This window comes from Paraburkholderia sp. C35 (assembly GCF_003121405.1).
Lineage (GTDB): Bacteria > Pseudomonadota > Gammaproteobacteria > Burkholderiales > Burkholderiaceae > Paraburkholderia.
This window is the reverse complement of the sequence record NZ_QBUY01000117.1, coordinates 1-26,796: the sequence shown is the minus strand read 5'-3', so window position 1 is coordinate 26,796 and position 26,796 is coordinate 1. Positions and strand designations below refer to the sequence as shown.

The 26,796-nt window shown below is 64.4% G+C and carries 25 protein-coding genes; 10 read left to right on the top strand and 15 right to left on the bottom strand.

What is annotated here, in order from left to right:
* Nucleotides 1–1,889 (bottom strand): DUF3857 domain-containing protein (locus tag DK391_RS37960; RefSeq protein ID WP_109483143.1); only part of this gene is annotated, 1,889 nt, incomplete at its 3' end.
* Nucleotides 1,886–2,842: an AraC family transcriptional regulator gene (locus DK391_RS37955; protein WP_109483142.1), complete on the bottom strand. Its 957-nt coding sequence runs from the start codon at nt 2,840–2,842 to the stop codon at nt 1,886–1,888. The genes DK391_RS37955 and DK391_RS37960, both read right to left, overlap by 4 nt.
* 115 nt (nt 2,843–2,957) lie before the next feature.
* On the opposite strand from DK391_RS37955, the gene DK391_RS37950 reads away from it, so the two are divergent.
* Nucleotides 2,958–3,506 carry a hypothetical protein gene (locus DK391_RS37950; protein WP_109483141.1) on the top strand — a complete coding sequence of 183 codons (549 nt, stop codon included), beginning with the start codon at nt 2,958–2,960 and terminating at the stop codon, nt 3,504–3,506.
* Here the strand turns inward: DK391_RS37950 and DK391_RS37945 are convergent.
* A complete protein-coding gene (locus DK391_RS37945) occupies nt 3,503–4,891 on the bottom strand; it encodes a DHA2 family efflux MFS transporter permease subunit (RefSeq protein ID WP_109483140.1) in 1,389 nt (462 codons plus the stop codon). The two genes, DK391_RS37950 and DK391_RS37945, sit on opposite strands and share 4 nt — an antisense overlap.
* A 157-nt stretch (nt 4,892–5,048) precedes the next feature.
* The gene (locus DK391_RS37940; protein WP_109483139.1) at nt 5,049–6,272 is read right to left on the bottom strand and encodes an aminotransferase class I/II-fold pyridoxal phosphate-dependent enzyme; all 1,224 of its coding nucleotides are present in this window, start codon (nt 6,270–6,272) and stop codon (nt 5,049–5,051) included.
* Between the two features lie 166 nt (nt 6,273–6,438).
* Between DK391_RS37940 and DK391_RS37935 the strand changes: the two genes are divergently transcribed.
* Nucleotides 6,439–7,293, top strand: coding sequence for a LysR substrate-binding domain-containing protein (locus DK391_RS37935; protein WP_109483138.1), 855 nt, complete (start codon nt 6,439–6,441; stop codon nt 7,291–7,293).
* 25 nt (nt 7,294–7,318) lie between these two features.
* Here DK391_RS37935 and DK391_RS37930 read toward each other — a convergent pair whose 3' ends face one another.
* From DK391_RS37930 to DK391_RS37920, 3 genes are all read right to left on the bottom strand, one after another.
* Nucleotides 7,319–8,368 (bottom strand): EAL domain-containing protein, encoded by a 1,050-nt coding sequence (locus DK391_RS37930; RefSeq protein ID WP_109483137.1) that lies wholly within the window; start codon nt 8,366–8,368, stop codon nt 7,319–7,321.
* Between the two features lie 311 nt (nt 8,369–8,679).
* Nucleotides 8,680–9,003: a hypothetical protein gene (locus DK391_RS37925; RefSeq protein WP_109483136.1), complete on the bottom strand. Its 324-nt coding sequence runs from the start codon at nt 9,001–9,003 to the stop codon at nt 8,680–8,682.
* Nucleotides 9,004–9,021: 18 nt separating this feature from the next.
* Nucleotides 9,022–10,719: a methyl-accepting chemotaxis protein gene (locus DK391_RS37920; protein ID WP_239483068.1), complete on the bottom strand. Its 1,698-nt coding sequence runs from the start codon at nt 10,717–10,719 to the stop codon at nt 9,022–9,024.
* Nucleotides 10,720–11,172: 453 nt separating this feature from the next.
* Here DK391_RS37920 and DK391_RS37915 point away from each other — a divergent pair, with 453 nt between their 5' ends.
* From DK391_RS37915 to fnr, 7 genes are all read left to right on the top strand, one after another.
* Complete coding sequence (locus tag DK391_RS37915) at nt 11,173–12,114, top strand: ATP-binding protein (protein WP_162601019.1); 942 nt, start codon at nt 11,173–11,175, stop codon at nt 12,112–12,114.
* Between the two features lie 161 nt (nt 12,115–12,275).
* Nucleotides 12,276–12,590 carry a flagellar transcriptional regulator FlhD gene (gene flhD / locus DK391_RS37910; protein WP_109483133.1) on the top strand — a complete coding sequence of 105 codons (315 nt, stop codon included), beginning with the start codon at nt 12,276–12,278 and terminating at the stop codon, nt 12,588–12,590.
* Nucleotides 12,590–13,162 (top strand): flagellar transcriptional regulator FlhC, encoded by a 573-nt coding sequence (gene flhC, locus DK391_RS37905; protein ID WP_109483132.1) that lies wholly within the window; start codon nt 12,590–12,592, stop codon nt 13,160–13,162. Before flhD ends, flhC begins: the two co-directional genes overlap by 1 nt.
* Before the next feature lie 79 nt (nt 13,163–13,241).
* Complete coding sequence (locus DK391_RS37900; protein WP_109483131.1) at nt 13,242–13,532, top strand: flagellar transcriptional regulator FlhD; 291 nt, start codon at nt 13,242–13,244, stop codon at nt 13,530–13,532.
* A gap of 382 nt (nt 13,533–13,914) precedes the next feature.
* Entirely contained in the window at nt 13,915–15,222 is a 1,308-nt protein-coding gene (locus DK391_RS37895; protein ID WP_109483130.1) for a PAS domain-containing sensor histidine kinase, read from the top strand.
* Complete coding sequence (locus tag DK391_RS37890; RefSeq protein ID WP_109483129.1) at nt 15,219–15,866, top strand: response regulator transcription factor; 648 nt, start codon at nt 15,219–15,221, stop codon at nt 15,864–15,866. Before DK391_RS37895 ends, DK391_RS37890 begins: the two co-directional genes overlap by 4 nt.
* Nucleotides 15,867–16,101: 235 nt before the next feature.
* The gene (gene fnr / locus DK391_RS37885) at nt 16,102–16,857 is read left to right on the top strand and encodes a fumarate/nitrate reduction transcriptional regulator Fnr (protein ID WP_239483067.1); all 756 of its coding nucleotides are present in this window, start codon (nt 16,102–16,104) and stop codon (nt 16,855–16,857) included.
* A gap of 33 nt (nt 16,858–16,890) precedes the next feature.
* Here the strand turns inward: fnr and DK391_RS37880 are convergent, their stop codons facing one another.
* The 8 genes from DK391_RS37880 to hutH all read right to left on the bottom strand — a co-directional run bounded on the left by DK391_RS37880 (nt 16,891) and on the right by hutH (nt 26,085).
* Nucleotides 16,891–17,553 (bottom strand): hypothetical protein, encoded by a 663-nt coding sequence (locus tag DK391_RS37880; RefSeq protein ID WP_109483127.1) that lies wholly within the window; start codon nt 17,551–17,553, stop codon nt 16,891–16,893.
* A 357-nt stretch (nt 17,554–17,910) separates the two neighbouring features.
* On the bottom strand, nt 17,911–18,720 hold the full coding sequence (gene hutG, locus DK391_RS37875; protein WP_109483126.1) for an N-formylglutamate deformylase: 810 nt from the start codon (nt 18,718–18,720) through the stop codon (nt 17,911–17,913).
* Between the two features lie 31 nt (nt 18,721–18,751).
* Nucleotides 18,752–20,143 (bottom strand): formimidoylglutamate deiminase, encoded by a 1,392-nt coding sequence (locus DK391_RS37870; protein WP_109483125.1) that lies wholly within the window; start codon nt 20,141–20,143, stop codon nt 18,752–18,754.
* Nucleotides 20,144–20,191: 48 nt separating this feature from the next.
* Nucleotides 20,192–21,412: an imidazolonepropionase gene (gene hutI, locus DK391_RS37865; RefSeq protein ID WP_109483124.1), complete on the bottom strand. Its 1,221-nt coding sequence runs from the start codon at nt 21,410–21,412 to the stop codon at nt 20,192–20,194.
* Between the two features lie 43 nt (nt 21,413–21,455).
* Complete coding sequence (locus DK391_RS37860; protein WP_109483123.1) at nt 21,456–22,064, bottom strand: HutD family protein; 609 nt, start codon at nt 22,062–22,064, stop codon at nt 21,456–21,458.
* Between the two features lie 2 nt (nt 22,065–22,066).
* Nucleotides 22,067–23,755: a urocanate hydratase gene (gene hutU / locus DK391_RS37855; protein WP_109483122.1), complete on the bottom strand. Its 1,689-nt coding sequence runs from the start codon at nt 23,753–23,755 to the stop codon at nt 22,067–22,069.
* A 61-nt stretch (nt 23,756–23,816) separates the two neighbouring features.
* Nucleotides 23,817–24,512 carry a histidine utilization repressor gene (gene hutC, locus DK391_RS37850; RefSeq protein ID WP_109483121.1) on the bottom strand — a complete coding sequence of 232 codons (696 nt, stop codon included), beginning with the start codon at nt 24,510–24,512 and terminating at the stop codon, nt 23,817–23,819.
* A 49-nt stretch (nt 24,513–24,561) separates the two neighbouring features.
* Nucleotides 24,562–26,085 carry a histidine ammonia-lyase gene (gene hutH / locus DK391_RS37845; protein ID WP_162601018.1) on the bottom strand — a complete coding sequence of 508 codons (1,524 nt, stop codon included), beginning with the start codon at nt 26,083–26,085 and terminating at the stop codon, nt 24,562–24,564.
* Nucleotides 26,086–26,498: 413 nt separating this feature from the next.
* On the opposite strand from hutH, the gene DK391_RS37840 reads away from it, so the two are divergent.
* The coding region (locus DK391_RS37840; protein ID WP_162601017.1) for an NAD(P)H-binding protein at nt 26,499–26,796 on the top strand (298 nt) is incomplete at its 3' end.

Genomic DNA, 26,796 nt, shown 5'->3' with positions numbered 1-26,796 from the left:
GATGTGTATATGAGACAGGCATCACGTTCAATCCTCACCAACGCCCCACGCGCCTGCGCAAACTCATCAGCACCACACACCTGATGCCCAAAAACCGCATGCAACCGCCGTGAAATCTGCACAATCCTTGTCACAGGATCAAACACATACCGTGACTCGTAAGTAAAAAAGCGGTCCTGCACCGCGACATCCTTCGGCATATCGGTGACGCGCACATTCGACGGTAAGGTAATCTGCGCCGTCTCTTCGAAATCGCCACCAAACCACACCCACGGCTGCGTCCGCTCCGGCTCGGCCAGCCACGCCTGCACCTGCGTAGCAATCCCACCCGACAATCTCGTCAACGCCGGTAAAGCAGTCGTGCCATCCGGCCAGGTGAAATGCTCCAGCGTGCCCTGCATCGTGGTCGCAAACGGGCCGGTGGTCGCCGTCATCTCGCCCGGCTGCATCCGGGCCATCCCATGCAGGCCCGTCTGCCGCAAACGGTCGGCGGCAATCTGCTGCCAGCGCTGCCGCGTCGCACGCCGGAACACATTGCGCTCCAGTTCCGCCGATACCCCCACGTCCTCGACACGATACGTAAAGCGCCCCGTCCCGCTGGCATCGATATCGATCTCCAGCCGCACGTTACGGCCACGCTCCTGCGTCGCCGGCGTGCGCGTCAGCACGCCATCGTCGACCAGCAGCACGGGCCGGTCCATCGCGCCCGGCGGCAGATAGCCGAAGCCCACGCCTCCCGCCGTCGTGTCGGCGAACATGTGCAGCGAAGGAATCCACGTGATCGCGTGATTGATCGCGCTCGCGCCGTAACCCGGCACGTCGGGCAACGTGTAGACAGGACCGAGATTCAGGAGCACCGCCTGGCTGTCGATCCCGACGGCCGCCAGCATCGCGCCATACAACGCGACGTGGTCCTTGCAGTCGCCGTAACGGTTGCGCAGGATGTCGCTCGCCTTGTGCGGCACGGCCGCCGTCTCGCCCAGAAACAGCGCCACATAGCGGATGTTCAGCCGCACCCAGTCATACAGGATCTGCGCTTTCGCACGCGGATCGTCAGTGTGCGCCGTCAGCGCCTGCGCCAGTTGCGCAATGGCCGGATCGCGCCACGTCGGGTCTTGCGCCGCCGTCCGGTAACGCTCGGCGAACGACGCGAAATCGCGCGTGGTCGAGACCATCAGACGGTCACCATATGTCGCGTACCCCACTGCGCCCGCTTCGATCGGTGCATACGGACCATGCCGGTACTCGAACGTGTAGCGGGTGCGCCCGTTCTCCGTCACGGGCGGCAACGCGACGTAGCCGCGTGCATCGGCATATAGCGGGATGTCGGCGGGCAGATCGAAGATCAGCTGCTGCATGTCGACGGGGCCGCGCGTCGGCTCGACGAAGTATGCGAAGGTGCCGCCCTGCAACGGTATCGCCCGCGTCTTGCGAAACGCCAGATGCACGCGCGAACCCGGTTCGACGCCCGGAAAGATCACCGTGCGCAACACTCCGTCCTGGAAGGTCGGCGCGCCCGCCGAGCGCGGCTCCTGCACGTCGCGGATACCGTCCGGCCCGACGGGATGCACGGCGCCGTCGGGATCGATGGTCTCCGCCGCCAGCAGTTGCACCTGCTCGATGTCCTTGTTGAACCACACGTAGCGCTGCGCAATATCGTCGACGCCGCTGGTGGTGTTGGCGCGCAGGATCGTATCGTCGTGCTCTTCGATCGAACCGTCCTTCTGCACGACGAACAGATGCACGTCGCGCTCGATCGTCGATGGCGGGACGTCGTCGGAAGCGGCACGCTCCTGCGCATGCACGGCGCCCGCGCTGTAGGCACCATACGCGCAGACGATCAGCGGCAGCACCGCGGCGGCCCGCAACCGGTGTGCGCGGCGGCTCATAGGCGGCGCGCCTCGCAGCGGCACGCCGCGAGATTCACGCGTGCGCCGCGCTGCATGCGCCACGCGCGCGGACTCATGCCGAACTCGGCGCGAAACGCGTGATTGAAATTGGACACGTCGTTGAAGCCGCTATCGAAGGCGATATCGACGATCTTCGTCTCCTCGTCGGCCAGACGCAGCGCCGCGTACCGCAGACGCGCCCGCAGCACGTACTGATGCGGCGTCACGCCCGTCACGCGCTCGAAGGTGCGCAGAAAATAGAAATCGGACAGCCCGCACATCTGCGCGAGCCGCGGCAGCGCGTGCGGCGCATCGGGTGTTTCATCGATCAGACGTGCAGCCTGCGTGACGCGCGACCATGCCGATGCACTCGTGACGGCTGCGCGCCGCTTCGCGTCCGCTCGCGTCGCCTGGAGCGTGGTGCTGGCAAGTTCGACGGCCAGTTCGTCCCATGCGATGTCCGTCCTGCCTGCGGCACCCGAATCTGCGTGGGTCGCCTCGGTGCATGCCCGCGCGATCAGCCCGGAAAACGCCCGCAGCGGCGGCATGCGGCCATGCCGGAACGCAGTGTCGGTGTCGGCAAAGCCTGCGTCAGCGGCCAGTTGCTCAAAGTACGCCGGTTGATAGTGAAACGCGATGCAACGGTCGCCCGGCGCATGACGATGCCCGCATTCGAAGCATTCCCCTGCATTGCCGAGCAGCAGCGAGCCGGGCGTGAGGAGTTCGCGTCCCGCCGCCGAGCGGTAGCCGAACACGCCCGCCGCCACCATCGCGATGCACACGCCCGCGTGGCGCTCCTCGAATGGCCGGTCATGCGGACCGAAGGTGCACAGCACGTCCATCACCGACCAGCCGTCGCCAGCGGCGAGCATACGCATCTGCGTGTTGCCGGGCGCGCCGAGCGTGTTGCGGCGAGCGAGCGCGGCGTGGAGATCGACGGCAATTTTTCCCAAGATGTCACCTCTTCGGGTCCGTATGCTCGTTTTATCACAACGGCGCCAGGCGCGGCGCGATGCCACGCGCGCACCGCCGCCCGCTTCCGCCACGCACGCCATGGAGCAACCTGACATGAATGCATTGGATCACACGAGCGCTGCCGGGTTTCATCCGGCACTTGCCGCGCCGGGCCGCGCGCCCGATATCGACGACGCGAACGATCTCTACGGCTGGCTGACCGGCAGCTGGGACATGGACGTGCTGCACTATCGCGTCGACGTGCGCGAACGGCATCTGACGGGCGAGATCCACTTCGGCTGGGTGCTCGAAGGACGCGCCGTGCAGGACGTGTGGATCATGCCGCGCCGCGCGGACCGCCACGCGCCGCACGACGCAGGTTTCGACATGTACGGCACCACGCTGCGCGTGTGGGATCCGTCGATCGAAGCGTGGCGCGTCACCTACATCAACCCGGCGAACGGACAACGCGACGAACTGGTTGGAAGAAAGATCGGCCGCGCAATCGTGCAGATCGGCACGCATGCGAACGGCACGCCGATCCGCTGGAACTTCACCGACATCACCGACGATTCGTTCCGCTGGACGGGCGTTGCGCTCGCCTCCGACGGCGTCACATGGAACCTGGAAGGCGAATTCGTCGCACGGCGCCGGCGCGGCTAGCGTTGCCGCAACTCCGCGCCCTCGTCCTTCGACAGCTTCACGAAGAAGAACAGCGAGCACAGCACGGCTGCACCGACCACGAAGAACGCGGGCGAGAAATCGTCCGCGGTGAGGTGCGCCGGACTGCCGCCATGAAGATGCGCCGTCAGCGCCAGCAGCGACGCGCCGAATGCCACGCCGAGGCTCACCGACAGCTGCTGCGCCATGCCCGAGAGCGCCGTCGCGCGGCTCATCTTCGGCTTGGGCATGTCGGAGTAGCCGAGCGTGTTGAGCGTGACCATCGCCAGCGAATTGAACAGGCCGCCCACCAGCAGCGTGCAGAAGATCAGCAGATGCGGCGTGTCGGGCCGGAACAGGCCGTAGCACGCATAGAAACAGCCCGTGACGCAGGTCGCGACGATCAGCAGCGTGCGAAAGCCGATGCGGCGGATCGCCGTCGTCATCACGCCGCGCACGGCGAGCGAGCCGACCGCCGTCGCGACGCTCAGCGAGCCTGACGTGAGCGGCGACAGGCCGAAGCCCAGTTGCAGCATCAGCGGCATCAGGAACGGCGACGCGCCGATGCCGATGCGCAGCGGCATGCCGCCGAGCACAGCCGTGCGGTAGGCCTTGTAGCGCAGCAGCAGGGGATCGATGATGGCGTCGGCGTGGCGGCGGCTATATAACCAATACAGCAGCATCGACAGCGCGCCTGTGCCCGTAAACGCGAACGTCACCCATTGCGGCACGAGTCCGCGCCCGGCCGTGTCCAGCCCGCCGACCAGCCCCACGAGACCGGTGGACAGCAGAATGAACCCCGCCAGATCGAAGCGCTCGTCGATACGTTCGTGGGCATCGTCGATGAAGCTCAGCGCGCACAGCACGCCGATCACACCGAACGGCACGTTCAGCAGGAAAATCCAGCGCCACGATGTGATGGTCACCACCACGCCGCCGAGCAACGGCCCGGCCAGCCGCCCGATGGCGCCCGGCACGGTGAACCACACCATCGCCGCGACCATGCGTGCGGGCGGCACGCTGCGCAACAGGATGAGCCGTCCGACAGGCACCATCATCGCGCCGCCCATGCCCTGAAGCACGCGAAACACGACCAGTTGCGGCAGCGAGGTCGCGAGACCGCACAGCGCCGAGGCCAGCGAAAACAGGCCGATGGCCGAGCAGAACACGCGGCGCGCGCCAAAACGGTCGGCCAGCCAGCCGCTCGCCGGCAGAAACACGGCGAGGCTCAGCAGATAGGAAGTGATCGCGAGATTCAGATGCAACGCCTCGACACTGAGCGAACGCGCGATGGAAGGCAGCGCGGTCGCCATGATGGACGTATCGAGGTTTTGCAGGAACAGCGGACAGGCAACGATCAGCGGAATGATGCGGGCGCGGTCGGTCATCCTGTTCTTTTACCGCAAAACGGCCGCCGATGGCGAATCCGGCGGCGCGCGCGGGTATTACTGTTTGTTGCGCGCGCGACCTTTGTACATGCGCGGCACGCCGTGTGCTACGTCGGCGCGATGCGGCTTTCAGTGAGTCGTCTTCAGTGATTCGTCATCAATGAGCCGCTTCCGTCAGCGCTTGCCTCAACGACAACGCAATCCCGCGCGCCGCGAGCGTGACTTCATCGAGCGATGGAAACGACGGCGCGATGCGCAGATGGCTGTCTTCAGGATCGCGCCCATACGGATAGGCCGCGCCCGCCGGCGTCAGCACCAGCCCCGCCTGTGCCGCGAGCGTCACTGCGCGTTTCGCATAACCTTTCGGCGCATACAGGCTGATGAAATACCCGCCTTCCGGACGATTCCACGATACGCCGGGCACATCGGCGAGCAGGGCTTCGAAGGTGGACACGACAGCGTCGAACTTCGGCCGCAACAGCGCGCGATGCTTCTCCATCAGTCGTTCGAGACCCGCGCGGTCGCGCAGATAACGCACGTGACGCAACTGGTTGAGCTTGTCCGGACCGATGGTGCGCACGCTCATATGCTTCTGCCACCAGCCGATATTGCCCGCCGACGCCGCCAGAAACGCAATGCCGCCGCCCGCCACCGTGACCTTCGACAGCGACGCGAACACCAGCGCCCGGTCGGCATGCCCTGCCCGTTCGCATAGTTCGATGATGTTGGGCGTGGTGCGCAGCGTGTCGGTCAGATGATGGAGACGGTAGGCGTCGTCCCAGAAAAGGCGGAAGTCGCCCGCTGCGGCAGGCATGGCAGCGAGCCGCCCGACCGTTTCGCGTGACCAGATCGCGCCGCTCGGGTTACTGTAGAGCGGCATGCACCAGATGCCCTTGATCGACGGATCGCTTTTCACATGCGCTTCGATCGCGTCCATGTCGGGGCCGTCCGGCGTCATCGGCACGGGGATCATGCGGATACCGAGCGCCTCGCAGATTGCGAAGTGCCGGTCGTAGCCGGGCACGGGACACAGGAACGTCACTTCGCCCTGCTTGCTCCACGGCGCATGTCCGGGCACGCCGTGCAGCATCGCGAACGCGAGTGCGTCGTGCATCAGTTCGAGGCTCGAGTTGCCCGCTGCCGCCACCTGTGCCGCGTCGATGTCCAGCAGTTGCGCGCCGAACTCGCGTGCCTCGGGCAAGCCCAGCAGATGCCCGTAGTTGCGGCAATCGATGCCGTCGCGCGACACGTAGCCCGCCGTGCCCGCTTCGTCGAGCAGCGCGCGGGACAGGTCGAGTTGGTCGGGCGACGGCTTGCCGCGCGACATGTCGAGGCGCATCGCAAGCTGCTGGAATTCGTCGTAAGTGGAAGGCGTGGTCATGGTGTCCCCGTGTGAGCGCGCTCGTGACAGGTACGAAGCGCCGCGTATGAAGCCCGCAATAAACCCGAATGAAACCAGTATGCCGCCGTCCCCGAGTTCAGACAAACGCGATATATTGAACATTTGAATCAACTTTTCTGATACGTATTTCAGGGGACGCAAGCGAATGAAAGGCCTCGATCTCGACGTGCTCGCCATGTTCGTCGCCATCGCCGACACGGGCAGCTTCGTGCGCGGCGCGGCGCTCGTGCATCGCTCGCAATCGGCGCTCAGCATGCAGATCCGCTCGCTCGAAACCACGCTCGGCAAGCCGCTGTTCGTGCGCGGCCCGCGTAGCGTCACGCTTACGCAGGACGGCCAGGTCATGCTCAGCTACGCACGCCGCATGCTCGCGCTGCGCGACGAAGCATGGGCGTCCATCGTGCATCCCGAAGTGAAAGGCCGCGTCGCGATCGGCGTGCCGGACGACTATGCGTCGTCGCTGCTGCCGTCCGTGTTGCGCAACTTCTCGGCCACCTATCCGAAGGTCGAGATCCAGGTGGTCGGCCTGCCGAGCAATGCGCTCGCGCCGCTGCTGAAGGACAACAAGATCGATCTCGCGTGCGTGACGCGCGTGAAGGGCTTCGCGGGCGAATTTATCCGCCTCGAACCGATGGTGTGGGCAGGCACGGCGGCAGCGGGACGCGAGGTGTGGAAGGAGCGTCCGTTACCTATTGCGATGTTCGGCGTGGGCAGCGTCGCGCGTTCGAATGCGATTCAAGCGCTGGAGCGCGCGAAGATCACCTATCGCACATCGTATGAAAGCCCGAGCCTGATGGGCCTGTTCAGCATGGTCGACGCGGGCCTCGCCGTCGCCCCGCTCGCGCGCTGCGCGGTACCTGAGCGCTTCGTGACGCTGGGCCGGCAGCATGGACTGCCGAAACTGCCCGAACTCGAAATCATCCTCGCGCGCAGTGCGAGATCGAACCGGCCGCCCTGCGACTATCTCGCCGAGCAGATCCTCAGCGAACTGCGCGATTGAGCGAGTCCGTGCGCACGCACGCGCTTCACATCACGGCAATCAGACGCCGCCGCGCCACGCGATACGCGGCGCTGTGCACACCCGAATCGCGTGCCGTATCGAGCAGGCGGACACTGGCCTGCAAACCGGGGCCATCGGCGGGCAGCCACCCGTCGATGTCCGTCTGCCAGGCGCGATAACGGGCGGCATCGCACGGACGCCGCTGCGCATCGGCATAGAGACGTTCCTCCCACACCATCAGATGCGCGAGGCGCGCATAGCGGCCCGCGTGTGCCGCAACCGAGGACGTAAAACACGTTCTCCCGATCCATCCAGGCAGCTGCTCACCCGGCATCGGATGAGCGATGCCGTAGCCTTGCGCGAGATCGACGCCGAAGATCCGCAACGCATCGAGCAGTGCGGGATCCTCCACGCCTTCCACCACCTCGGTCTTGCCAAGCGCCTGCCCAAGCCGCGTCAGATGAGGGATGAATGGCAACACGTCGGCAGCATCATGCCGATGCAGATTCGCGATGCTCCGGTCGATTTTCACGTAATCGAACGGCAATTCGCGCAGACGGCTCAGACTGCTGTGCCCCGTGCCGAGGTCGTCCTGTGCGAGTTCGGCCCCGAGCGCCTTGTATCGCGCGATCTGCGCGTCCAGTCCGGCGCCGTGCGGCAATGCGCCGGACTCCAGCACTTCGAGCACCAGTTCGCCCGTCTTGCAGCCAAACGTGTCGAAGGCCGCGCGCGTGGCGTCGAAGTAACGCGGATCGCCGAGCGCGGCGGGCGGCAGATTGACGGACACGACCACCTCCGTGCCGATGCGCCGCCATGCGTTGCGCTGGGCCAGCACCTGCGCGAGGCCGCGCACATACAGTTCGAGCTGACCGTCCTCGTCGAGCGTCGCAAGAAAATGGCCCGGCGCGATCAGCGCGTCGCCATCGTGCAGCCGTGCGAGCGCTTCGACTTTCGTCACACATCCGGCGCGCAGATCGAGCAACGGCTGGTAGTGCATGCGCAACGCACCGTCGCGCAGCAAGTCGGCCCATCGCCGCCGCGCGGCGCCCGATTCGATTGAGGTGGTGATGCCCATGGTGTTCTTGCCGAAAGATGTGGGGAAGCGCGGCTGCGAATGACACTGCGCCCGTCAGGCAATCGATGCATCATGCAGACGGCAACGCATGAATACACGGCTTAAAACCATGCGTCCGCGACCGGCTGCTGATGAATATCAATGCATTTTCAAAACACAGTGCCGACAATTCCTGAGTCGACTTGCTCATAGTCGATGAGCCTGGCGTGCAACACTCAACGCACGCCTCGTCTGTTCGTGCTCCGCGGTTCCCCGGCCGCGGAGCTTTTTTTCGCTCATGGCTGACGCGACTTACGTCGATTGCGTAGCCGTTATGCCTGACCCAGCGCCTTGCTGAAATGCTCGACTTCCGACGCGATCGTCGTGTGATACGTATCGGGCAGATCGCGTGCGCGCGGCTCGACCAGCAGACGGTCGACGCGTGCGTTGAACGCGGCACGGATTTCCGCCTGCGTAGCCGGCTTCAGGTTCGCAACGATCGCCTCCAGCAGTTCACCCACGACGATCAGCCGCGCGCCGTACTGGATCAGCGCGTCGCTTTGCAGCGAAGACAGTTGCGTGAGCCGGCCGATAGACGAATCGCCCTGCCCGCATGCGTCACCCGATCTGGCCGAATGATCTGAACGTGTTTGCATCGGTTTGTCTCCTGACGTTCAGAACGATTCCCACTCGCCGTCAGCCGTCGCGACTTCCTTTGCCGCCGCCGGCTTTGCGGCCGGCACGACGCGGCGCACCGCCACCTGAGCATGCTTCGCGGCGGCGACCGGCGCGCGCACGGCAGGCGGCAGGATGACGGCAGTCGCAGCCCCCGACGTATCGGCGAGCCTGAACACGGTGATCGCGCCCGTCATCTGCACGGCCTGCTCTTCGAGCGCCTGCGCTGCCGCCGCCGATTGCTCGACGAGTGCCGCGTTCTGCTGCGTGACGGTGTCGATCTGGCTGATCGCCTGGCTCATCTGCTCGATGCCCTGGCTCTGCTCTTCCGATGCCGCCGAAATCTCCCCGACGATATCGGACACCTGCTTGATCGCGCGCATCACCTGACTCATCGTCGAGCCGACTTCTTCGGCCTGACGCGAGCCGTCCTTGACCAGCGCCGTCGACGATTCGATCAGATCCTTGATCTCCTTGGCTGCCGACGACGAGCGCTGCGCCAGCGAGCGCACTTCGCCCGCCACCACGGCGAAACCTCGCCCCTGCTCGCCTGCGCGCGCCGCTTCGACGGCCGCGTTCAGCGCGAGAATGTTGGTCTGAAACGCAATGCCTTCGATCAGCGTCGTGATGTCGGCGATCTTCGCGGAGCTTTCGCTGATATTGCCGATCGTGCGAACCATGGCCTGCACGGCATCGTTGCTCGCGTCGGCCATCGCCCGCGCATTCGCCGACAGCGAGTTTGCCTGGCGCGCGTTATCGGCGTTCTGCTTCACCGTTTCGGCAAGTTCCGTCATGGTCGCCGCCGTCTCTTCGACGGATGCCGCCTGCTGCTCCGTACGCGACGACAGTTCCATATTGCCCGCTGCGATCTCGCGGGAGGCTACCGTCACGGAATCGCCCGATGTCTTGATGCGGCGCACGGTATCCGCAAGCTGGCCGCTCATGCGCTTCATCGCATCGAGCAGCAGGCCGAATTCGCCCTTCACGTCGATCGCGATCGGGCGATCCAGACGGCCGTCAGCGATGTCGTTGGCGATGCCGACGGAACGGTTCAACGGCTTCGTGATTGCCTTCGACAGATAGATGGCTGCGCCCACGCACACGAGCGCACTCACACCCAGCATGGCGAGCGCGATCCAGAACATCTGCTTCGACGCCCGTTCGCTGTCGCTCGTGAAGTCTTTGGCCTGGTTGAGGTTCAGCGCGATGTCCTGCTGCAGCATCGCGTTGAGCGACTCCGCCGCACGCAGCACGCTGGTGCGCTGGAATTCGATCGCGCCCACCACATCGCCTTTCTCGATCATGTCGACTTCCTGATCGATCAGCGTCCTGAACGTGCCTGCCTGCGCGTGGATGCGGTCGGCAAGCGCCTGCTCGTCGGCGCTGCTGATCCCCGCCGAATAGTAGGCGGCCCAGCCCGTCTCCATCGATGTCTGCAGTTCGCGCACGCGCCGCAGATTGTCCTTGTCCTGCGTCACCAGCGTCTGCCACAGCAGACGGCGAATATCCACCTCGTCGATACGAAACAGCGTGAGCTGCGTGATCGGCACCAGATTCCCCGTATAGGCCGTCTGCATGTTGTCGCTCATGCTCCTGACTGCGCGCATGCCGTACAGCGCATTGCCGACCATCACCAGCGTGCATACGGCAAAGGCCGCGATGATCCTGAAGCGGATCGATTGAAGAAATTGACTCATTCCATTCTGCCGGATGAAGGCGCTCGGGCGGTGCACGCACCCACCTTCGCGATGAAAGAAGAAGACGGCACGCGTGCGCATTGCATTGCCATCGGTGAACGCGTCTTCGTCAGCTAGCGTTCTCGTGTCGTTCCAGCCGCAACGAATGACGTGCGTCATCCGGGGTACTGTCCAGTGCGATCGTAAGGCTGGCTAAAGCCGGACGACAATGACTGATGTCAACGTCATCGCAGCAAGAGAATCATGTCGTGGCGCGCAATCGGTCTGCGTCGTCGTCCCGTGCGGCTTGCGTGAATCCGACGTTGGGAAAACGGTAGTGAAGCGTGTCGGCTCGAACCAACACCCGCATTGTCGAGTTGTTTCGATTCGATCAGGATGCCTATGTTTGCCAGAAGAAATCGACATCGTTTAACCAGTCGCACCACGCGCTGCGAGCGAACCGCCCGGATCCACATGCATGCCTCACTGCCGTTCTTCTGCCCCATCGACGATCTCGAGGCACTCGCACTCGCCTATGCGCCCATGGCGACAGGACGGCCGCTGCGCTTCTACGCGCATCTCTCGCCAACCTTGCAGGCAAGGTACTCGGGTGACGGGATGCGTATTGCACAGATTGTCGATGCGCTGCTGGGCAACGCGTTCTGCCATACATCGAGCGGCAAGATCACGTTGAGCGCGCAAATCGAATACGCTGATTCTGGCAAACCCGTGCTGCGTTGCCGCGTGTTCGATTCCGGCGATGGCATCGACGCGAAGGCTCGCGCGCGCATTTTCGATTCCGCAGCGCCAGCAAGGACGGACGGCAAAGGCAGGGTGCTGGCGAATTGCGCGCGCGATTGCGCGACGATGGGCGGCACGCTGACGCTCGACAGCATCGCTGGCATGGGCAGCGTGTTCACGGCCACCGTGCCGCTGATACCCTTCCACCCGTTCGATCCGCCGCGCGACACACGCGCCGCCGCCATGCCGCGCAATACCGTCGCCTTTATCCTGTGCCACGAACCCGACATGGAGCAGCGCCTGATCGAAACCTTGCAGCTGCGCGGCTGGTCGCCGCGCGCGATGGCTTCGCTCGACGCCGCCATCCATGCGTTGCGCACGATGCGTCCACCTGCGTTCGTGCTCGTCAACGACGACTATCGGCGCGACGCCGCGCAGCGGCTGCATGCGGCAGGCGCCGTGCCCGTCATCCGTACGGCCTCCGAAGGACCCCGCCACCCCGCCGCCTGTGGCGAAGGCTGTCTGGAGGTGACCGAGTACAGTCACCGCGCGCTGCTCGAAGCCATCGACATCGCCATGAAACACAGGGCAACTGACTTTTCCCGCATCGATATGTCGCCCGGCAACAGCGGTGTCAGCCGCTCCCTACACAACACATCGACGCCCTACGCGTGATTCGCCAGAACACCCATTTTATTTTGAGACAGCAACCGCAATACTCTCGCTCACCGATTTGATGTAGGCGCTGCGAACGCATCGCAACGTATGTCGCGATGCCATCCCGTCTGGATGAACCTGGCCGTTCGTAGCGACATCGCCTTGCTTGCGAGAACACTATGGACACGAATGAAGTTCTTTCGGAGATACGCGAAGTCAACCTGGCGTATCTGATGCTGGCCCAGAGTCTTGCCCGCAACAACGCCGTCGAGGCGCAGGTGCGCCTCGGCATGTCGGCGGAACTCACGGCGATCGTCGCGGGCCTGTCGGCGGCGCAGATCGTGCGGCTCGCCGAATCGGACATGCTGCTATGCGCTTTCGGCCTGCCTGAAGAGGCCGTGCTGCGCGCCCTCAACGACACCCTCAGCCGCCACGACATGCAGGCCATGCACGCCGCGATGCTGCTCGCGCAGCGACCGCCAGGGAGTCTGTAATGGGCACGCTGGCGGCGTTGAAGGCCATCGTCGCGCGCGCGGAGCCGGGCCACCGGCGCCTGCTCGACGATGTCAGCGAGACGCTGCGCGCCATCGAACTGTTCGAACTCGGCGCGCGCCTGCAGGTGACGCAAGCCGAAACGACCCTGTCGCGCGACCGCCTGATCCGCCTCTACAAGGAGTTGCGCGGCGAGTCCCCGCCGAAAGGCATGTTGCCGTTTTCAGCGGACTGGTACGTGACGTGGCTGCCGAACATTCATGCCTCGCTGTTCCATGCGTTGTACCGCTCGATCTCGGCACAGCAAGGCATGAGCCGGATCGCCGCCATCGTCGCGGCATACCGGCTCTATCTCGAGCACGTGCCGCAAGGCATCGAGCCCGTATTGAGCTTCACCCGCGCGTGGACGCTCGTGAAATTCGCCGAGCACGACATACTGCATCTGACGACCTGCACCAGCTGCGGCGGCAGCTTCCTCGTGCTTGCTTATGCGCTGGAGCCGGGATATGTCTGCGGCCTGTGCAAGCCGCCCTCGCGGGCAGGCAAAACGGGCCGCCCGGAGAAAACCGAATGATGCCGCCGTCCCGCACGACGGGACGTCATCGTGCACCGACTCCGCGCCGGGCATGCTTCTAGTCAGTGGAGACTCAAAGTTGGACCGCAACGAAACGCTCAACGAAATTCGGGAAGTCAACCTGTCATTTCTGGTTCTCGCGCAGCGGCTCGCGCGCCTCGACAGCGCGATGGCCATGCGTCTCCTGAAAGTGAGTGACCAATCCGTCGATGCCATCGCCACGCTCCCGCCGGGACTGATCGTGAAGCTTGCTGCCACGAACATCCTGTTCTGCCGCTTCGCACTCGACGACTGCGCGCTGCTCGCGTCACTCGCCAATGGCGTGCGGCGCGGCGCCGGGCGGCCCGCCCCGCGCGCGCTCGCGGCGTGACGTCGGCGCCCGGTTTTCGCTCGCGCCGCGCCGACACTTCCAAATTTGAAAACGTCGTTTCCAGCCGCATGTATTGATAGTTATCCTATGCGACATATCATTGTCACACCTTCGCCGGCGATTTCCACCCGGCGCGCCGGGCGTGGCATCGGCCACATCGCGGCGCGACTGTCATGCGAACGCCGCGATTGCCGGCCAGCGAAGATGCAGCGCACCTGCCCGGCGAACAGCCGACGACCAGCCCTTCACCCCGTGCCATTACGCACGGCACAACACGGAGCGATTGCCACTTCACGCCAGCATCTCGCCGCAGCGCGGCCAGCCGGACGCCTGTGACGCGCCAGCGCAGCGGCACGCCGCATCCGACGATTCGACCTGGAACATGAACACTGTTGCTTCGCCATCTGGCCTATGCCTGCGCACGGCATTGACGGCGCTCGCCGCCTTCCTGACGGGCGTCCTCGCCGCCTCCTCCACGGCCAGCCTGTCGCTGCGCTGGACATCGATCATCGCGGGCGTATCGGTGCTCGTCAGTCTCGTCGCGTGCATCGTCTGGTCGCACCGGCGGGAGCGCAGGCGTCGCGCGGCGCCCGCCCAGACATTCGACGAAGCGCGCCTGATGGCCATCATCCGTTCGTCGCGCGAAGCGATCGTCACGATCGACGCGATGCAGCGCATCGTGCTGATGAATCCGATGGCGGAAGAACTGTTCGGCTGCGATGCCGCGAACGCCATTGGCGGACCGCTGTCGCGCTTCATTCCCGAACGGTTCCGGCTCGTGCATGCCGGGCATGTCGAGCAGTTCGGCACGACGGGCACGTTCGACCGGCGCATGGGCAGCCAGCGCGTGCTCTATGCGCTGCGCGACGACGGCAGCGAATTTCCCATCGAAGCGTCGATCTCGCAAAGCCAGTATGGCGACGAAAAGCTCTACACGGTAATGCTGCGCGACGTCACCGAACGCGTGCGCGCCGAAGAAGCGCTGACGCAATCGCGCGAGGATCTGCGCGAACTGTCGGCGAATCTCCAGCAGGTGCGCGAAGAAGAGAAAGCCCATATCGCGCGTGAACTACACGACGACCTCGGGCAATCGTTGACCGCGCTGAAGATGGACGTGACGGTGATTGCCCATGCACTCGACCGCGAAGCCATCGACCGCGCTTACGTGCACGAGCGCCTGCAGGCGATGGCACGCGTGATCGACGCGACGGTGGCGTCGGTGCGCAGGATCGCCGCGAACCAGCGGCCCGCGATGCTCGACGATCTTGGCCTCGTGGCGGCTATCGACTGGCTCGCCGATGAGTTTTCCCAGCGCTACGGCATCCGCGTGGTGCGGCGGCTCGAAGTCGGCCCGGCCGTGTTCCCGCATGGCGCGGCGACGGCCGTGTTCCGAATCGTGCAGGAAGCGCTGACGAACGTCGCGCGGCACGCGCAGGCCTCGCTTGTCACGCTCACGATGTACGCGGACGGCGAGCGCTGCGCACTCGACATCGTCGACGACGGCCGCGGCCTGCCCGTGCATGAACAGCCGGGCGATCCGCGCGCCGGCAGGAACTTTGGCCTGCTCGGCATTCGCGAGCGGGTCCGCATGCTCGGCGGCACGCTGTCGACGGGCGAGCCAGGCAAAGGGTTCAACCTGTCGATCGCCTTCCCGCTGAACACCTTGCAACCAGAAGAGACGCAGTCATGATCCGCATTCTCATCGCCGATGACCACGCGTTGATACGCGAAGGCCTGCGCCACATCCTGAAAGGCTCGCCCGATTTCGAAGTAGCGGGCGAATCCGCAGACGCGGCCAGCACCATCGCGCTGGTGCGCTCGACGCACGCGCATATCCTGATCCTCGACCTGTCGATGCCGGGCCGCAACGGCGTCGAAATGATCCCGCAAATCAAGGCGGTCAATTCTGCCCTTCACATTCTCGTGCTAACCATGCATGGCGAGCATCAGTACGCGGTGCGCGCCTTCAAGGCGGGCGCGTCCGGCTATCTGACCAAGGAAAGCGCGAGCAGCGAACTGGTCAGCGCGCTCACGAAGATCGCCAGCGGCGGTGTGTACATGAGCCTCGCGATGGCCGAGCGCTTCGCGCGCAACCTGCACGAACCGCTCGAAACGCTGCCGCACCAGCGGCTGAGCGATCGCGAGTTCGACGTGTTCCGCCGCATCACGGCCGGCCAGACGATCGGCGAGATCGCCACTCACCTCTGCGTGAGCACCAAGACCATCAGCACGTACAAGGCGCGCATTCTGGACAAGATGCAGATGCCGCATGGTGCGGCACTCGTGCGTTATGCCATGCGCCACAAACTGTTCGACGACAGCGAGGAGCCCTGATTATCCGATGCCCTGTAGGGCGCGTCTGACACGACCTCCGATTGCCTGACCGCAATATCATTCGCCGCCGATTCATTTTTGAGACAGCACCAAACATACTTTCGAAACTGACGCTGCGTGTCCTCGCGATGCACTGCAAAGACGCAAACGGCGGACGTCACCCCTTCATCGCGCGCGCACCATGGCTTGCCCGCGCCTTCCTCAAGGAGGCTATATGTTAATTGCCGATGCTCCCATGAGCACGCCCTCGCCGTTCGGGCAGGCAACCGACTTCGTGCGCAGATTCCAGTCCGGCGTCGTGCAACGTCTCACGCCGCGTTGCTCGCAGTGCGCGATCAGCACGCTGTGCAATCCCGCCGATCTGAGCAGCGAGGAACTGGCCCAGGTCGATACGCTGGTTCAGGAAGTGCGCACCGTGCAGCGCGGCGCGAGCCTGTATCGCGCGAACGATGCGTTCAACAATGTCTACATCCTGCGCAGCGGTTCGTTCAAGACCATCGTGATGCATCGCGAAGGCCGCGAACAGGTGACGGGTTTCCAGATTGCAGGCGAAATGCTGGGACTCGACGGGATCGTGGGCGGGCAGCATCTGTGCGGCGCGGTCGCGCTCGAACGCAGCACCGTCTGCGTGATTCCGTTCGAGCCGCTCGAAGACCTGTGCCGCCAGATCAAGCCGATGCAGCGTCATCTGCACAAGGTGATGAGCCGCGAGATCGTGCGGGAGTCCAACATGATCATGCTGCTTGGCACGATGCGCGCCGAACAGCGCGTCGCAAACTTCCTGCTGAATCTGGCCGACCGTTACGGCACGCGCGGCTACTCGGCGACCGAGTTCAACATGCGTATGACGCGCAGCGAAATCGGCAGCTATCTGGGTATCACGCTCGAAACGGCGAGCCGCATGTTCTCGAAGCTGCAGCAGGAAAAGCTGGTGCATGCGCGCGGCAAGCAGATCCGCATTCTCGACAGCGGCGCCCTCGCACGGCTTTGACCGCGATGCGCTACCGCCTGCTGCACGACGTGTTCATCCCTCTTCGCCCAGTTGCACGAGCAATGCGTGCAGGCGCTCCGTATGACGCAGCAGCATATGCCGGTGCTTGTCGATCTGCTCGAGCCGGCCGGCGAGATCGGCGTGAATGGGATCATCGAGCTCGGCGGCCGACAGCACGTCTTCGACTTTGGCACGCACTGCCGCGAATTCGACGGGTGGATGGGTCAGCGAACGCTCGAAGCGCCGCACTTCCTGCACGGCGAGATCGCGCACCTTGCGGAAATACGCCTGGCGGCGGTGCAACTCGGCTTCGTGGACCTCGTCTTCCGGACGGCGCGGCGCCTGCTGTCCGAAAATCGGCTCGGGAGGACGCAGCACCGATTTCTTCCGAACCGGGTGCGCGGTGCCGCGAAAGCGTGCGAGCGGCATCTCGTTGTCGATCGCTTCGCGGGCATTGTCGGGCACTTCAGAGGCTTCGTGCGGCTCGTCCATCCAGCCGCCGGGCAGGCCCGTCACGGCTTCGACGCCGCGTACGAATTCTTCGCTGAAGTCGCGCTGCCCGGCGAGCATCAGCTTCAGATACGACGCGGAGAAGGTCATCATCCGTGCAAGGCGCGTCGCCGCGCCGACCTCCCGCGTCAGCAACGCCAGATTGGCCCGCCAGATGGGAAGCGGGGATTCGTCGGAATATTCCATCGCTGGGTCTTCCTTCATCAGTCTTGCTGCTCGCGCCCGCCTGCCATGACCGCATGGATCGCAAGGGACGCAAAGCCTATGCCCGTAGGCCGCGTCCGACAAAGATAGTCGCATCGCCATGCCGCACGCAACCGGATTTGCACGATGGTTGCAGCGCAAAGGCAACACTGGCGCGCGCCCTTTTCACTGACAGATTGACTGCGGCAGACGCCTCGCGTTCCGCGCATTTTGCATATCGGGCGCGCGAGTAGAAGGATTTCGCCATGCGGGCTGTGCCGCGTGGCGGATAGAAACAGATGAGCGAGGCGTCCGGACCAACACCTGCGAAGCGACTGTCGAGACCCGCGTGCGCGAGGTTCAGGCTGCCTTGACGCGTTCGAGCGCGGTCGTCACGAGCTTTTCGAGCAGCGGTTCGACTTTGGCGGCGAGCGCTTCGTCGTACGCGTAGGGCATCTGCTCCTGCATGTAGGTAATCTGCGACAACTCGAGCTGCACCGCATGCACGTTCTGCCCCGGCTGGCCGTAGTGACGCGTGATATAGCCGCCCTTGAAGCGGCCGTTCGCAACAGCCGTATAACCGCCATGCTCGCCGACGATCTGCGCAAGCGCTTCGGCCAGTCCCGGCACGGCGCTCTCGCCGTTCGAACTGCCGAAGTTGAAGTCGGGCAAGCGGCCCTCGAAGAAGCGCGGCACCTGCGAGCGGATCGAATGCGCTTCCCACAGCAAGACCTTGCCGTGCTGCGCTTTCAATGCCGCCAGCTCGCCCTGCAAGGCCTCGTGATACGGCTTCCAGTACGCGTCGCGGCGGCGGGCGATCTCGGCTTCGTCGGGCAAATGGCCGTCGCGATAGAGCGGCTCCTTGTCGAAGGTATCGACGGGTAACAGGCCCGTCGTGTCCTGGCCCGGATAGAGGTTCGCGCCATCGGGCGGGCGGTTCAGGTCGATCACATAGCGCGCGTAGGTGGGCGTCAGGATCGATGCGCCCATGCGTTTCGCAAAGGCGTACAGGCGGTCCAGATGCCAGTCGCAATCGTCGGTGCGCGCGGCGACGGGCGTCATCTGCGCGGCGACGTCGGCGGGCAGGCGCGTGCCGAGATGCGGTATCGAGATCAGAAACGGCAGGCTTCCCCGATGCAGCGAGAAGACAGGCAAGGTATCGGTGGTCATGTCGTCAGTGCTTCGCAAGGTTGAGCCGGGTTCACTTCAGCAGTTCGGCGAGCGCGGCGCGATAGTTCGCATAGGCGCCGTCTTCGTCGCGGTGCCGACGATTCTCCACCACTTTGTCGCCGCCTGCGTAGACATCGCGAATCGGCGTCTCGCCATGCTCGCAGAATACGACACCTGACAGCCACGCGTCGCTCGCGTGCTCGGCGATGCTCGAATGGTTCGCGTCGAGCACCACGAAATCGGCCCGTGCGCCCGTGCGCAACGCGCCGACGTTTCGGCCCGTCGCGAGCGCACCGCCTTCGAGCGACGCCGCAAACAGCCTGTCCGCCACACGCGGCATCTCTGCCGACGCGAGCACGTTGCGCTGCCGCCTGCTCAAACGTTGACCATATTCGAGCAGCCGCAGTTCCGCACGCCAGTCGACGCCGATATGGCTGTCGCTGCCCACGCCAATGCGCCCGTTCTGTTCCAGATAATCGTGCGCGGGGAAAATGCCGTCGCCGAGATTGGCTTCCGTGGTCAGGCAGAGGCCCGCGATCGCCCCACTCTTCGCGAGCGCAGCGGTGTCGGCGGCATCGACATGCGTGGCGTGCACGAGGCACCAGCGCTTGTCGACATTGAAGCGATCGAGCAGCCACTGCACGGGGCGCGCGCCTTCCGTTTCGATGCAGGCGTCGACTTCCGCTGTCTGCTCGGCGATATGGATGTGCACGGGCGCGCCCGGCGACATCGCGTCGAGTCCGTCGAGCAGCGCACGCAGCGAATCGTTCGATACCGCGCGCAGCGAATGCGGCGCGACGCCGTAACGCAATGCGCCACTTTCAGGGCGCGCGCCACGCAACGTGTCGAGCAAGCCGAGCAGGCTATCCGGCGAGTTTATGAAGCGGCGCTGATCGTCGCGCGGCGGTTGCGCGCCGAAACCTGCGTACTGATACAACACCGGCAACATCGTGATGCCGATACCGCTCGCGCCCGCTGCATCGACCACGCGCTGCGCAAGCTCCGCCTCATTTGCGTAACGCTTGCCGTCCTGCATGTGGTGCACGTAATGAAACTCGCAGACGGACGTGTAGCCCGCTTTCAGCATTTCGATGTACAGCCACTGCGCGATCGACGCGAGCACGTCCGGCGTGATGCGCGCCGCGAAACGGTACATGAGGTCACGCCAGCTCCAGAAGTTGTCGGTGGCGTTGGCTCGATATTCGGTGAGACCCGCCATCGCGCGCTGGAACGCGTGCGAGTGCAGATTCGGCATGCCCGGTAGCACCGGGCCGCTGGCCTTCGCGACACCTGCGGGTGCTTGAGTATCGGGTGTGACGGCGACGAGAGCGCCCTGCGCATCCCATTGCAGCAGCACATTGCGCCGCCAGCCTTCGGGTAGATACGCGTGATCGGCGAAAAGCGATTGAGTGGCTTGAGTCATGTTCGATTCCGTTCGCGTTGCGTTGCGTTGATTTGCAATTAGCGAGGCTTAATGAGCGCGACGCGTGTAGACCGTTTCGCCGCCGCGCACGACGCGCTCGCATAACGGACGTCCAATCCAGTAAGCGAGTTCCGCGAGCGACTGCACCGACCACACCGCGAAATCGGCAGAGCGACCCGCGGCGAGTGTGCCATGCACGTCTGCCTTGCCAAGCGCCTGGGCCGCGTGACGCGTCACGCCTTGCAGCACCTCGGGCACGGTCATGCGGAACAGCGTGGTCGCCATGTTCATCATCAGCGGCAACGAGGTGGAAGGCGACGTGCCGGGATTGCTGTCGGTCGAAATTGCAATCGGCACTTCGTAGCGGCGCAGCAGATCGAGCGGCGGCAACTGCGTCTCGCGGATGAAGTAATACGCGCCCGGCAGCAGCACGGCGACCGTGCCCGCTTCCTTCATTGCGACGACGCCCGCTTCGTCAAGAAACTCCAGGTGATCCGCCGATAACGCGCCATGCCGCGCCGCCAGCGCCGAGCCGCCGCCGTTCGACAGTTGCTCGGCGTGCATCTTGACGGGCAAGCCGCGCCGCGCAGCCGCGTTGAATACGCGCTCGCTCTGTTCCAGCGAAAAGCCGATGCGCTCGCAAAACACATCGACGGCATCGACGAGACCTTCATCGGCCAGCGCGGGCAGCATGCGCTCGCACACTTCGTCGATGTAATCGTCGGCGCGGCCCGCGAATTCCGGCGGCAATGCGTGCGCGCCGAGAAACGTCGTGTAGACCGTCACGGGATAGCGTTCACCGAGTTGCCGCGCGACGCGCAACATCTTGCGCTCGCTGGGCAGATCGAGGCCGTAGCCCGATTTGATTTCGATGGCCGTTACGCCTTCGGCGAGCATCGCTTCGAGGCGTGCAGCCGATTGCGCGAACAGCAACGCTTCGTCGGCGGCACGCGTCGCGCGCACTGTCGAGACGATGCCGCCGCCCTGCTTCGCTATCTCTTCGTAGCTGACGCCCGCGAGCCGCTGCGCGAATTCATCGGCACGCTGGCCGCCGTACACGAGATGCGTATGGCAATCGACGAGACCGGGCGTCACCCATGCGCCGCCCAGGTCTTCACGCGGCCACGCGGCATAGTGCGCGGGCAATTCACGCGCTGCGCCGAGCCACGCGATGCGGCCGTTCTCGACGGCGATCGCGGCATCGTCGATCGTTTGATTGGGATCGCCCTGCGGGCAGAGCTTCAGATGGTTCCAGACGGTTTGCTTCATGGCAGGGCTGTCTGTGAGTTTGGCAAGCGAGGTTGGCAAGCGCTCAGGCTCGTGATGTGTCGGTGTAGCGGATGCTGACGGCAAGCAGCGCACCCTTCCCTTTGATCTCGCACGATAGCGCGCTTGCGTTGTCGATACGCAGGGTGTCGTTGGTGGTCAGCGTCGTGGCTTGCGTTGCGTCGCCCGCCGTGACGTGCAACTCGCCGTGCGCGCAGAACAGCAGCACGACGTCGGCATCGAGTTGCGTGCGCGTATCGTCACGAAGGACGGCAACCTCGCCCGTTGCTGCGCCACGTCGCACCATCAGGTTGAAATCGCGCGTCGCACCATCGACGAGACGTGCATCGATGGCCGTCTCGCCCGCAAAGCGCGCGATATCGAGCGGCTCGCGCAACGCGTGCACGACGGGTTGCGTGCCGCTCACTTCGTCGAGCAGCATGCCCGCGCCCGACAGCAGCACGAGCGTCCGGTCGATTCCCGCGAATCGCGAGTACGGACCGGCCTGCGCCACGTCAGCGCCGCTCACGCGCCACACGAAGGTATCGAGCGCCGCGCCCACGGGGAACGCAGCGACTTCGCGCGTGACGCCGCCGCCGTTTTTCCACGGCGACGCCACGAGATCGGCGCTACGAATGACCGTAGTGGCCGTCACGCTTAGCGGCCCAGCATCGGCAGCTTGAGACCGGCCTCGCGCGCCGGTTCCTGCGCGAGTTCGTAGCCGGCGTCCGCGTGACGCATCACGCCCGTGGCGGGGTCGTTGAACAGCACGCGGCCGAGGCGCTCATGCGCAGCATCCGAACCGTCAGCGACGATCACGACGCCCGAGTGCTGCGAGAAGCCCATGCCGACGCCACCGCCATGATGCAGCGACACCCACGCTGCGCCGCCTGCCGTGTTCAGCAGCGCGTTGAGCAGCGGCCAGTCGCTGACGGCGTCCGAACCGTCCTTCATCGATTCCGTTTCGCGATTCGGGCTGGCGACCGAACCCGTATCGAGGTGATCGCGGCCGATCACGATCGGCGCCTTGAGTTCGCCGTTCTTGACCATCTCGTTGAACGCCTGACCCAGGCGATAACGATCCTTCACGCCGACCCAGCAGATACGCGCCGGCAGACCCTGGAACGCGATACGCTCACGCGCCATGTCGAGCCAGTTGTGCAGGTGCGGATCGTCGGGGATCAGTTCCTTGACCTTCTGGTCCGTCTTGTAGATGTCTTCGGGATCGCCCGACAGCGCGACCCAGCGGAACGGACCCTTGCCTTCGCAGAACAGCGGGCGAATGTACGCGGGCACGAAACCGGGGAAATCGAACGCGTTCTTCACGCCCATTTCCAGCGCCATCTGACGGATGTTGTTGCCGTAGTCGAGCGTCGCAGCGCCGCGTTCCTGCAGCGTGAGCATCGCCTGAACCTGCTTCGCCATCGATTGCTTCGCGGGCGTCACGATGCTTTGCGGGTCCGTCTTCATGCGCTCGCGCCAGTCTTCGACGGTCCAGCCTTGCGGCAGATAGCCGTGAATCGGATCGTGCGCGCTGGTCTGGTCGGTCACGCAGTCCGGCGTGATGTTGCGCGTCACCAGTTCAGCGAAGACATCGGCAGCATTGCCGAGCAGGCCGACGGAAACCGGGTTGCCCGTCTGCTTCGCTTCTTCGATCATCGCCAGTGCTTCGTCGAGCGTCGTCGCCTTCCTGTCGACGTAGCGCGTCTTCAGACGGAAGTCGATACGCGATTCGTCGCATTCGACGGCGATCATCGAGAAGCCTGCCATCGTCGCGGCGAGCGGCTGTGCGCCACCCATGCCGCCGAGGCCGCCCGTCAGGATCCAGCGGCCCTTCGGGTCGCCATTGAAATGCTGGTTCGCCACCGAGAAGAACGTCTCGTACGTGCCCTGCACGATGCCCTGGCTGCCGATGTAGATCCAGCTGCCGGCAGTCATCTGGCCGTACATCATCAGGCCCTTGCGGTCGAGTTCGTGGAAGTGATCCCAGTTCGCCCAGTGCGGCACGAGGTTCGAGTTCGCGAGCAGCACGCGCGGCGCGTCGGCATGCGTGCGGAACACGCCGACGGGCTTGCCCGATTGAATCAGCAGCGTTTCGTTCTCTTCGAGATCCTTCAGCGACGACAGAATCTGGTCGAAGCAATCCCAGTTGCGCGCGGCGCGGCCGATGCCGCCATACACGACGAGCGCATGCGGATGCTCGGCCACTTCCGGGTCCAGATTGTTCTGGATCATCCGGTACGCGGCTTCCGCGATCCAGGTCTTGCAGGTTTTTTCCGCGCCGCGCGGTGCGCGGATGGTGCGGGTCGGGTCCAGACGCGGGTCGATGTGTTTCGGGTTGTTCATGATGCCCTCGGAAGCGCAGATAACTCGGTAACGGAGTCGAAGATTGAACGGAAACTTGGGTCTAAAAGTGGCCGGTGAACCGGTAACGGTTGCCGGGGTGCCATAAGTTGGCCACCGAAGCGACCACACCCTGTGACCACGTGCGTCTGTGCAGCACGAGGCAAGGTTCGGCGTCGTCCATCGTCAGATGCCGGCGGGTGTCGGCATCGGGCGCGGATGCTTCGATGCGGTACTCGACGCGCTGTAGCGGCGCGACGCGCACGAGATACTGGTTAGGCGTGGTGTTCGTAAAGTCCTGCAGTGCGTATTCCGGCGCAACTGCGGGATTCACCCAGCGCTCTTCGAGTTGCACGGGTTCGTCGTTCTCGAAGTGCAGCACGCGCGAATGAAAGATCGGGCTGCCCGCGCTCACCTGCATTTCGGTCGCGAGTTCTTCATCGGCGATGGCCGCGCCTACGTGCAGCACGATCGCGTGATAGCGATGACCGCGCGCGACGATCTCGTCCGAAATGCTGCGGATCGCGACCAGCGTCGATTCGTACTTGGGCCGCGCGACGAAGGTGCCCGAGCCCTGCACGCGCGTGAGCACCTGCTCGGACGTCAGTTCGCGCAATGCGCGGTTGACCGTCATGCGCGCGACGTTGAATTCGCGTGCAAGCTCGTTTTCCGATGGAACCTGGTGGCCTTCGCTCCATTCGCCCGCGTGGATGCGGGCGAGGATGAAGTCCTTGATTCCCTGATAGGCCGGTGCGTTCATGCTGACGTCTCGGTCGCGCTGCCGTTGTAAGGTGACTGATTGGGGTGAATTAACGTTGCTCGGAGATGAACGAGAACGGGCTGTGCGACGCGATCGTGCCGTCCTGTACGAGCTTCGTGCACGCTGCGATATCCGGTGCGAAGTAATGGTCGAGTTCGTAGTGCGCCACGTGAGCGCGCACCGTGTCCATCACCTTCTGCAGCGCCGGGCTGGTCTTGTGCGGCGCGCGCAGATCGACGCCTTGCGCGGCGGCGAGCAGTTCGATCGACAGGATGTTCGCCGTGTTGTCGGCGATGTCGGCGAGCTTGCGTGCCGCGAAGGTTGCCATCGATACGTGGTCTTCCTGGTTCGCCGACGTCGGCAGCGAATCGACGGATGCCGGATGCGCCAGCGTCTTGTTTTCCGATGCGAGCGCGGCAGCCGTGACGTGCGCGATCATGAAGCCCGAGTTCACGCCGCCATCCTTGACGAGGAACGGCGGCAGGCCCGACAGCGTCGCGTCGATCAGCAGCGCGATGCGGCGCTCGGCCAATGCGCCGATTTCCGATGCGGCGAGCGCGAGGTTGTCGGCAGCGAACGCGACAGGTTCAGCGTGGAAGTTGCCGCCCGACAGCACTTCGCCCGTGTCCGGGAAAATCAGCGGGTTATCCGATACGGCGTTCGCTTCGACCAGCAGCGTTTGTGCAGCGGCACGCATCTGGTCGAGACAGGCGCCCATGACTTGCGGCTGGCAGCGCAGGCTGTACGGGTCTTGCACCTTGTCGCAATCGGCGTGCGACACGTTGATCGCCGAGCCATCGAGCAGCGTGCGATACGACGCCGCAGCGTCGATCTGGCCTTGATGGCCGCGCAGCGCGTGGATGCGATGATCGAACGGCTTGACGGAACCCATCGCCGCGTCCACCGACAGCGCGCCTGCCACGAGGCCGACGCGGTACAGATCTTCGATCGCGAACATGTTGTACAGCGCGAGTGCCGTCGATGCCTGCGTGCCATTCAGCAGCGCGAGGCCTTCCTTCGCCTGCAGCGTCAGCGGCTTGAGGCCGACGAGACGCAGACCTTCGGTTGCCGGCACGCGCTCGCCCTTCGCGAACACTTCACCGACGCCGAGCAGCACCGCCGACATATGCGCGAGCGGCGCGAGATCGCCCGATGCGCCCACCGAACCCTTCACGGGGCTCACGGGCAGCACGTCGGCGTTGAACAGCTTGATGAGCGCGTCCATCACTTCGCGGCGGATGCCCGAGTGACCACGGCCGAGGCTCGACAGCTTGAGCGCCATCAGCAGACGCACGACCGGCTGCGACATCGGCTCGCCCACGCCGACTGCATGCGACAGCACCAGATTGCGTTGCAGCAGTTCGAGCTGGTCATGCGGAATGTGCGTGCTGGCCAGACGGCCGAAACCCGTGTTGATGCCGTACGCCGGCTCGCCTTTTGCGGCGATGTCCGCGACAGCTTGAGAACAGGCGTCGATAGCGGCGAAGCTCGCGGGATCGAGTTCCAGAGTGACCTGTTCGCGTGCGATCTGGCGCAGTTGCGGGAGAGTCAGGGAGCCGGGCGTAAGGATCATGATGTGAGTTCCTGTCTATACAAATTTTGAGAAAGTGTAGCGGCGCCAGCTTGTATATACAACTCGAATTTTATTATTTGGGGTTAGGGGTTTCCATTAGGCGGGCTGTGGCGGCTGGCATGGTTCTGGCAGTTTGGTGCATGCAGGTGCACTCGCCGCACGCGTACCTCAACACGTCGATCATGCGTGCTGCGGGACTAACTTGTATATACACGTCCAAATTTCGGATTGGCAAGGAGACAAAAAGCGGAATCTCCGCGGTCGGGTGCCTGCCGGACACGAAGGACGACGTTTCGTCGCCTCGCGGATTCTTGACTCCAGATCAAGATTGATTTGAAACTAACCCACTTTTTGCAAAACTCCCCCGCCCCCATACTGAAGTCATTCCCCGCCTCTTCTCGAAGGAGAACATCTTGAACATCTTCATCACTGGCGCGAGTGGCTTCATCGGTGGATCGATTGCAGCGGGTCTCGTGCGTGCGGGCCATCGCGTGACAGGCCTGATCCGCAATCCTGATCACGCCGCCGAACTGAAGCGCCTCGGCATCGAACCCATCGTCGGCACGCTCGACGATCGCGACCTGCTGATCGCACAAGCCAAAGCCGCCGACGCCGTCATCAACGCCGCCAGCAGCGACCATCGCGGCGCAGTGGAAGCGCTGATCGAAGGCCTCGCAGGCTCGAACAAGCCGTTTCTGCACACCAGCGGTT

Excerpts from the sequence above, each read along its gene's own strand:
- DK391_RS37950 (WP_109483141.1), top strand. The coding sequence starts at position 2,958 with ATGAATGCATTGGATCACACGAGCGCTGCCGGGTTTCATCCGGCACTT.
- DK391_RS37945 (WP_109483140.1), bottom strand. The coding sequence starts at position 4,891 with ATGACCGACCGCGCCCGCATCATTCCGCTGATCGTTGCCTGTCCGCTG.
- DK391_RS37940 (WP_109483139.1), bottom strand. The coding sequence starts at position 6,272 with ATGACCACGCCTTCCACTTACGACGAATTCCAGCAGCTTGCGATGCGC.
- DK391_RS37935 (WP_109483138.1), top strand. The coding sequence starts at position 6,439 with ATGAAAGGCCTCGATCTCGACGTGCTCGCCATGTTCGTCGCCATCGCC.
- DK391_RS37930 (WP_109483137.1), bottom strand. The coding sequence starts at position 8,368 with ATGGGCATCACCACCTCAATCGAATCGGGCGCCGCGCGGCGGCGATGG.
- DK391_RS37925 (WP_109483136.1), bottom strand. The coding sequence starts at position 9,003 with ATGCAAACACGTTCAGATCATTCGGCCAGATCGGGTGACGCATGCGGG.
- DK391_RS37920 (WP_239483068.1), bottom strand. The coding sequence starts at position 10,719 with ATGAGTCAATTTCTTCAATCGATCCGCTTCAGGATCATCGCGGCCTTT.
- DK391_RS37915 (WP_162601019.1), top strand. The coding sequence starts at position 11,173 with ATGCATGCCTCACTGCCGTTCTTCTGCCCCATCGACGATCTCGAGGCA.
- flhD (WP_109483133.1), top strand. The coding sequence starts at position 12,276 with ATGGACACGAATGAAGTTCTTTCGGAGATACGCGAAGTCAACCTGGCG.
- flhC (WP_109483132.1), top strand. The coding sequence starts at position 12,590 with ATGGGCACGCTGGCGGCGTTGAAGGCCATCGTCGCGCGCGCGGAGCCG.
- DK391_RS37895 (WP_109483130.1), top strand. The coding sequence starts at position 13,915 with ATGAACACTGTTGCTTCGCCATCTGGCCTATGCCTGCGCACGGCATTG.
- DK391_RS37890 (WP_109483129.1), top strand. The coding sequence starts at position 15,219 with ATGATCCGCATTCTCATCGCCGATGACCACGCGTTGATACGCGAAGGC.
- fnr (WP_239483067.1), top strand. The coding sequence starts at position 16,102 with ATGAGCACGCCCTCGCCGTTCGGGCAGGCAACCGACTTCGTGCGCAGA.
- DK391_RS37880 (WP_109483127.1), bottom strand. The coding sequence starts at position 17,553 with ATGGAATATTCCGACGAATCCCCGCTTCCCATCTGGCGGGCCAATCTG.
- hutG (WP_109483126.1), bottom strand. The coding sequence starts at position 18,720 with ATGACCACCGATACCTTGCCTGTCTTCTCGCTGCATCGGGGAAGCCTG.
- DK391_RS37870 (WP_109483125.1), bottom strand. The coding sequence starts at position 20,143 with ATGACTCAAGCCACTCAATCGCTTTTCGCCGATCACGCGTATCTACCC.
- hutI (WP_109483124.1), bottom strand. The coding sequence starts at position 21,412 with ATGAAGCAAACCGTCTGGAACCATCTGAAGCTCTGCCCGCAGGGCGAT.
- hutU (WP_109483122.1), bottom strand. The coding sequence starts at position 23,755 with ATGAACAACCCGAAACACATCGACCCGCGTCTGGACCCGACCCGCACC.
- hutC (WP_109483121.1), bottom strand. The coding sequence starts at position 24,512 with ATGAACGCACCGGCCTATCAGGGAATCAAGGACTTCATCCTCGCCCGC.
- hutH (WP_162601018.1), bottom strand. The coding sequence starts at position 26,085 with ATGATCCTTACGCCCGGCTCCCTGACTCTCCCGCAACTGCGCCAGATC.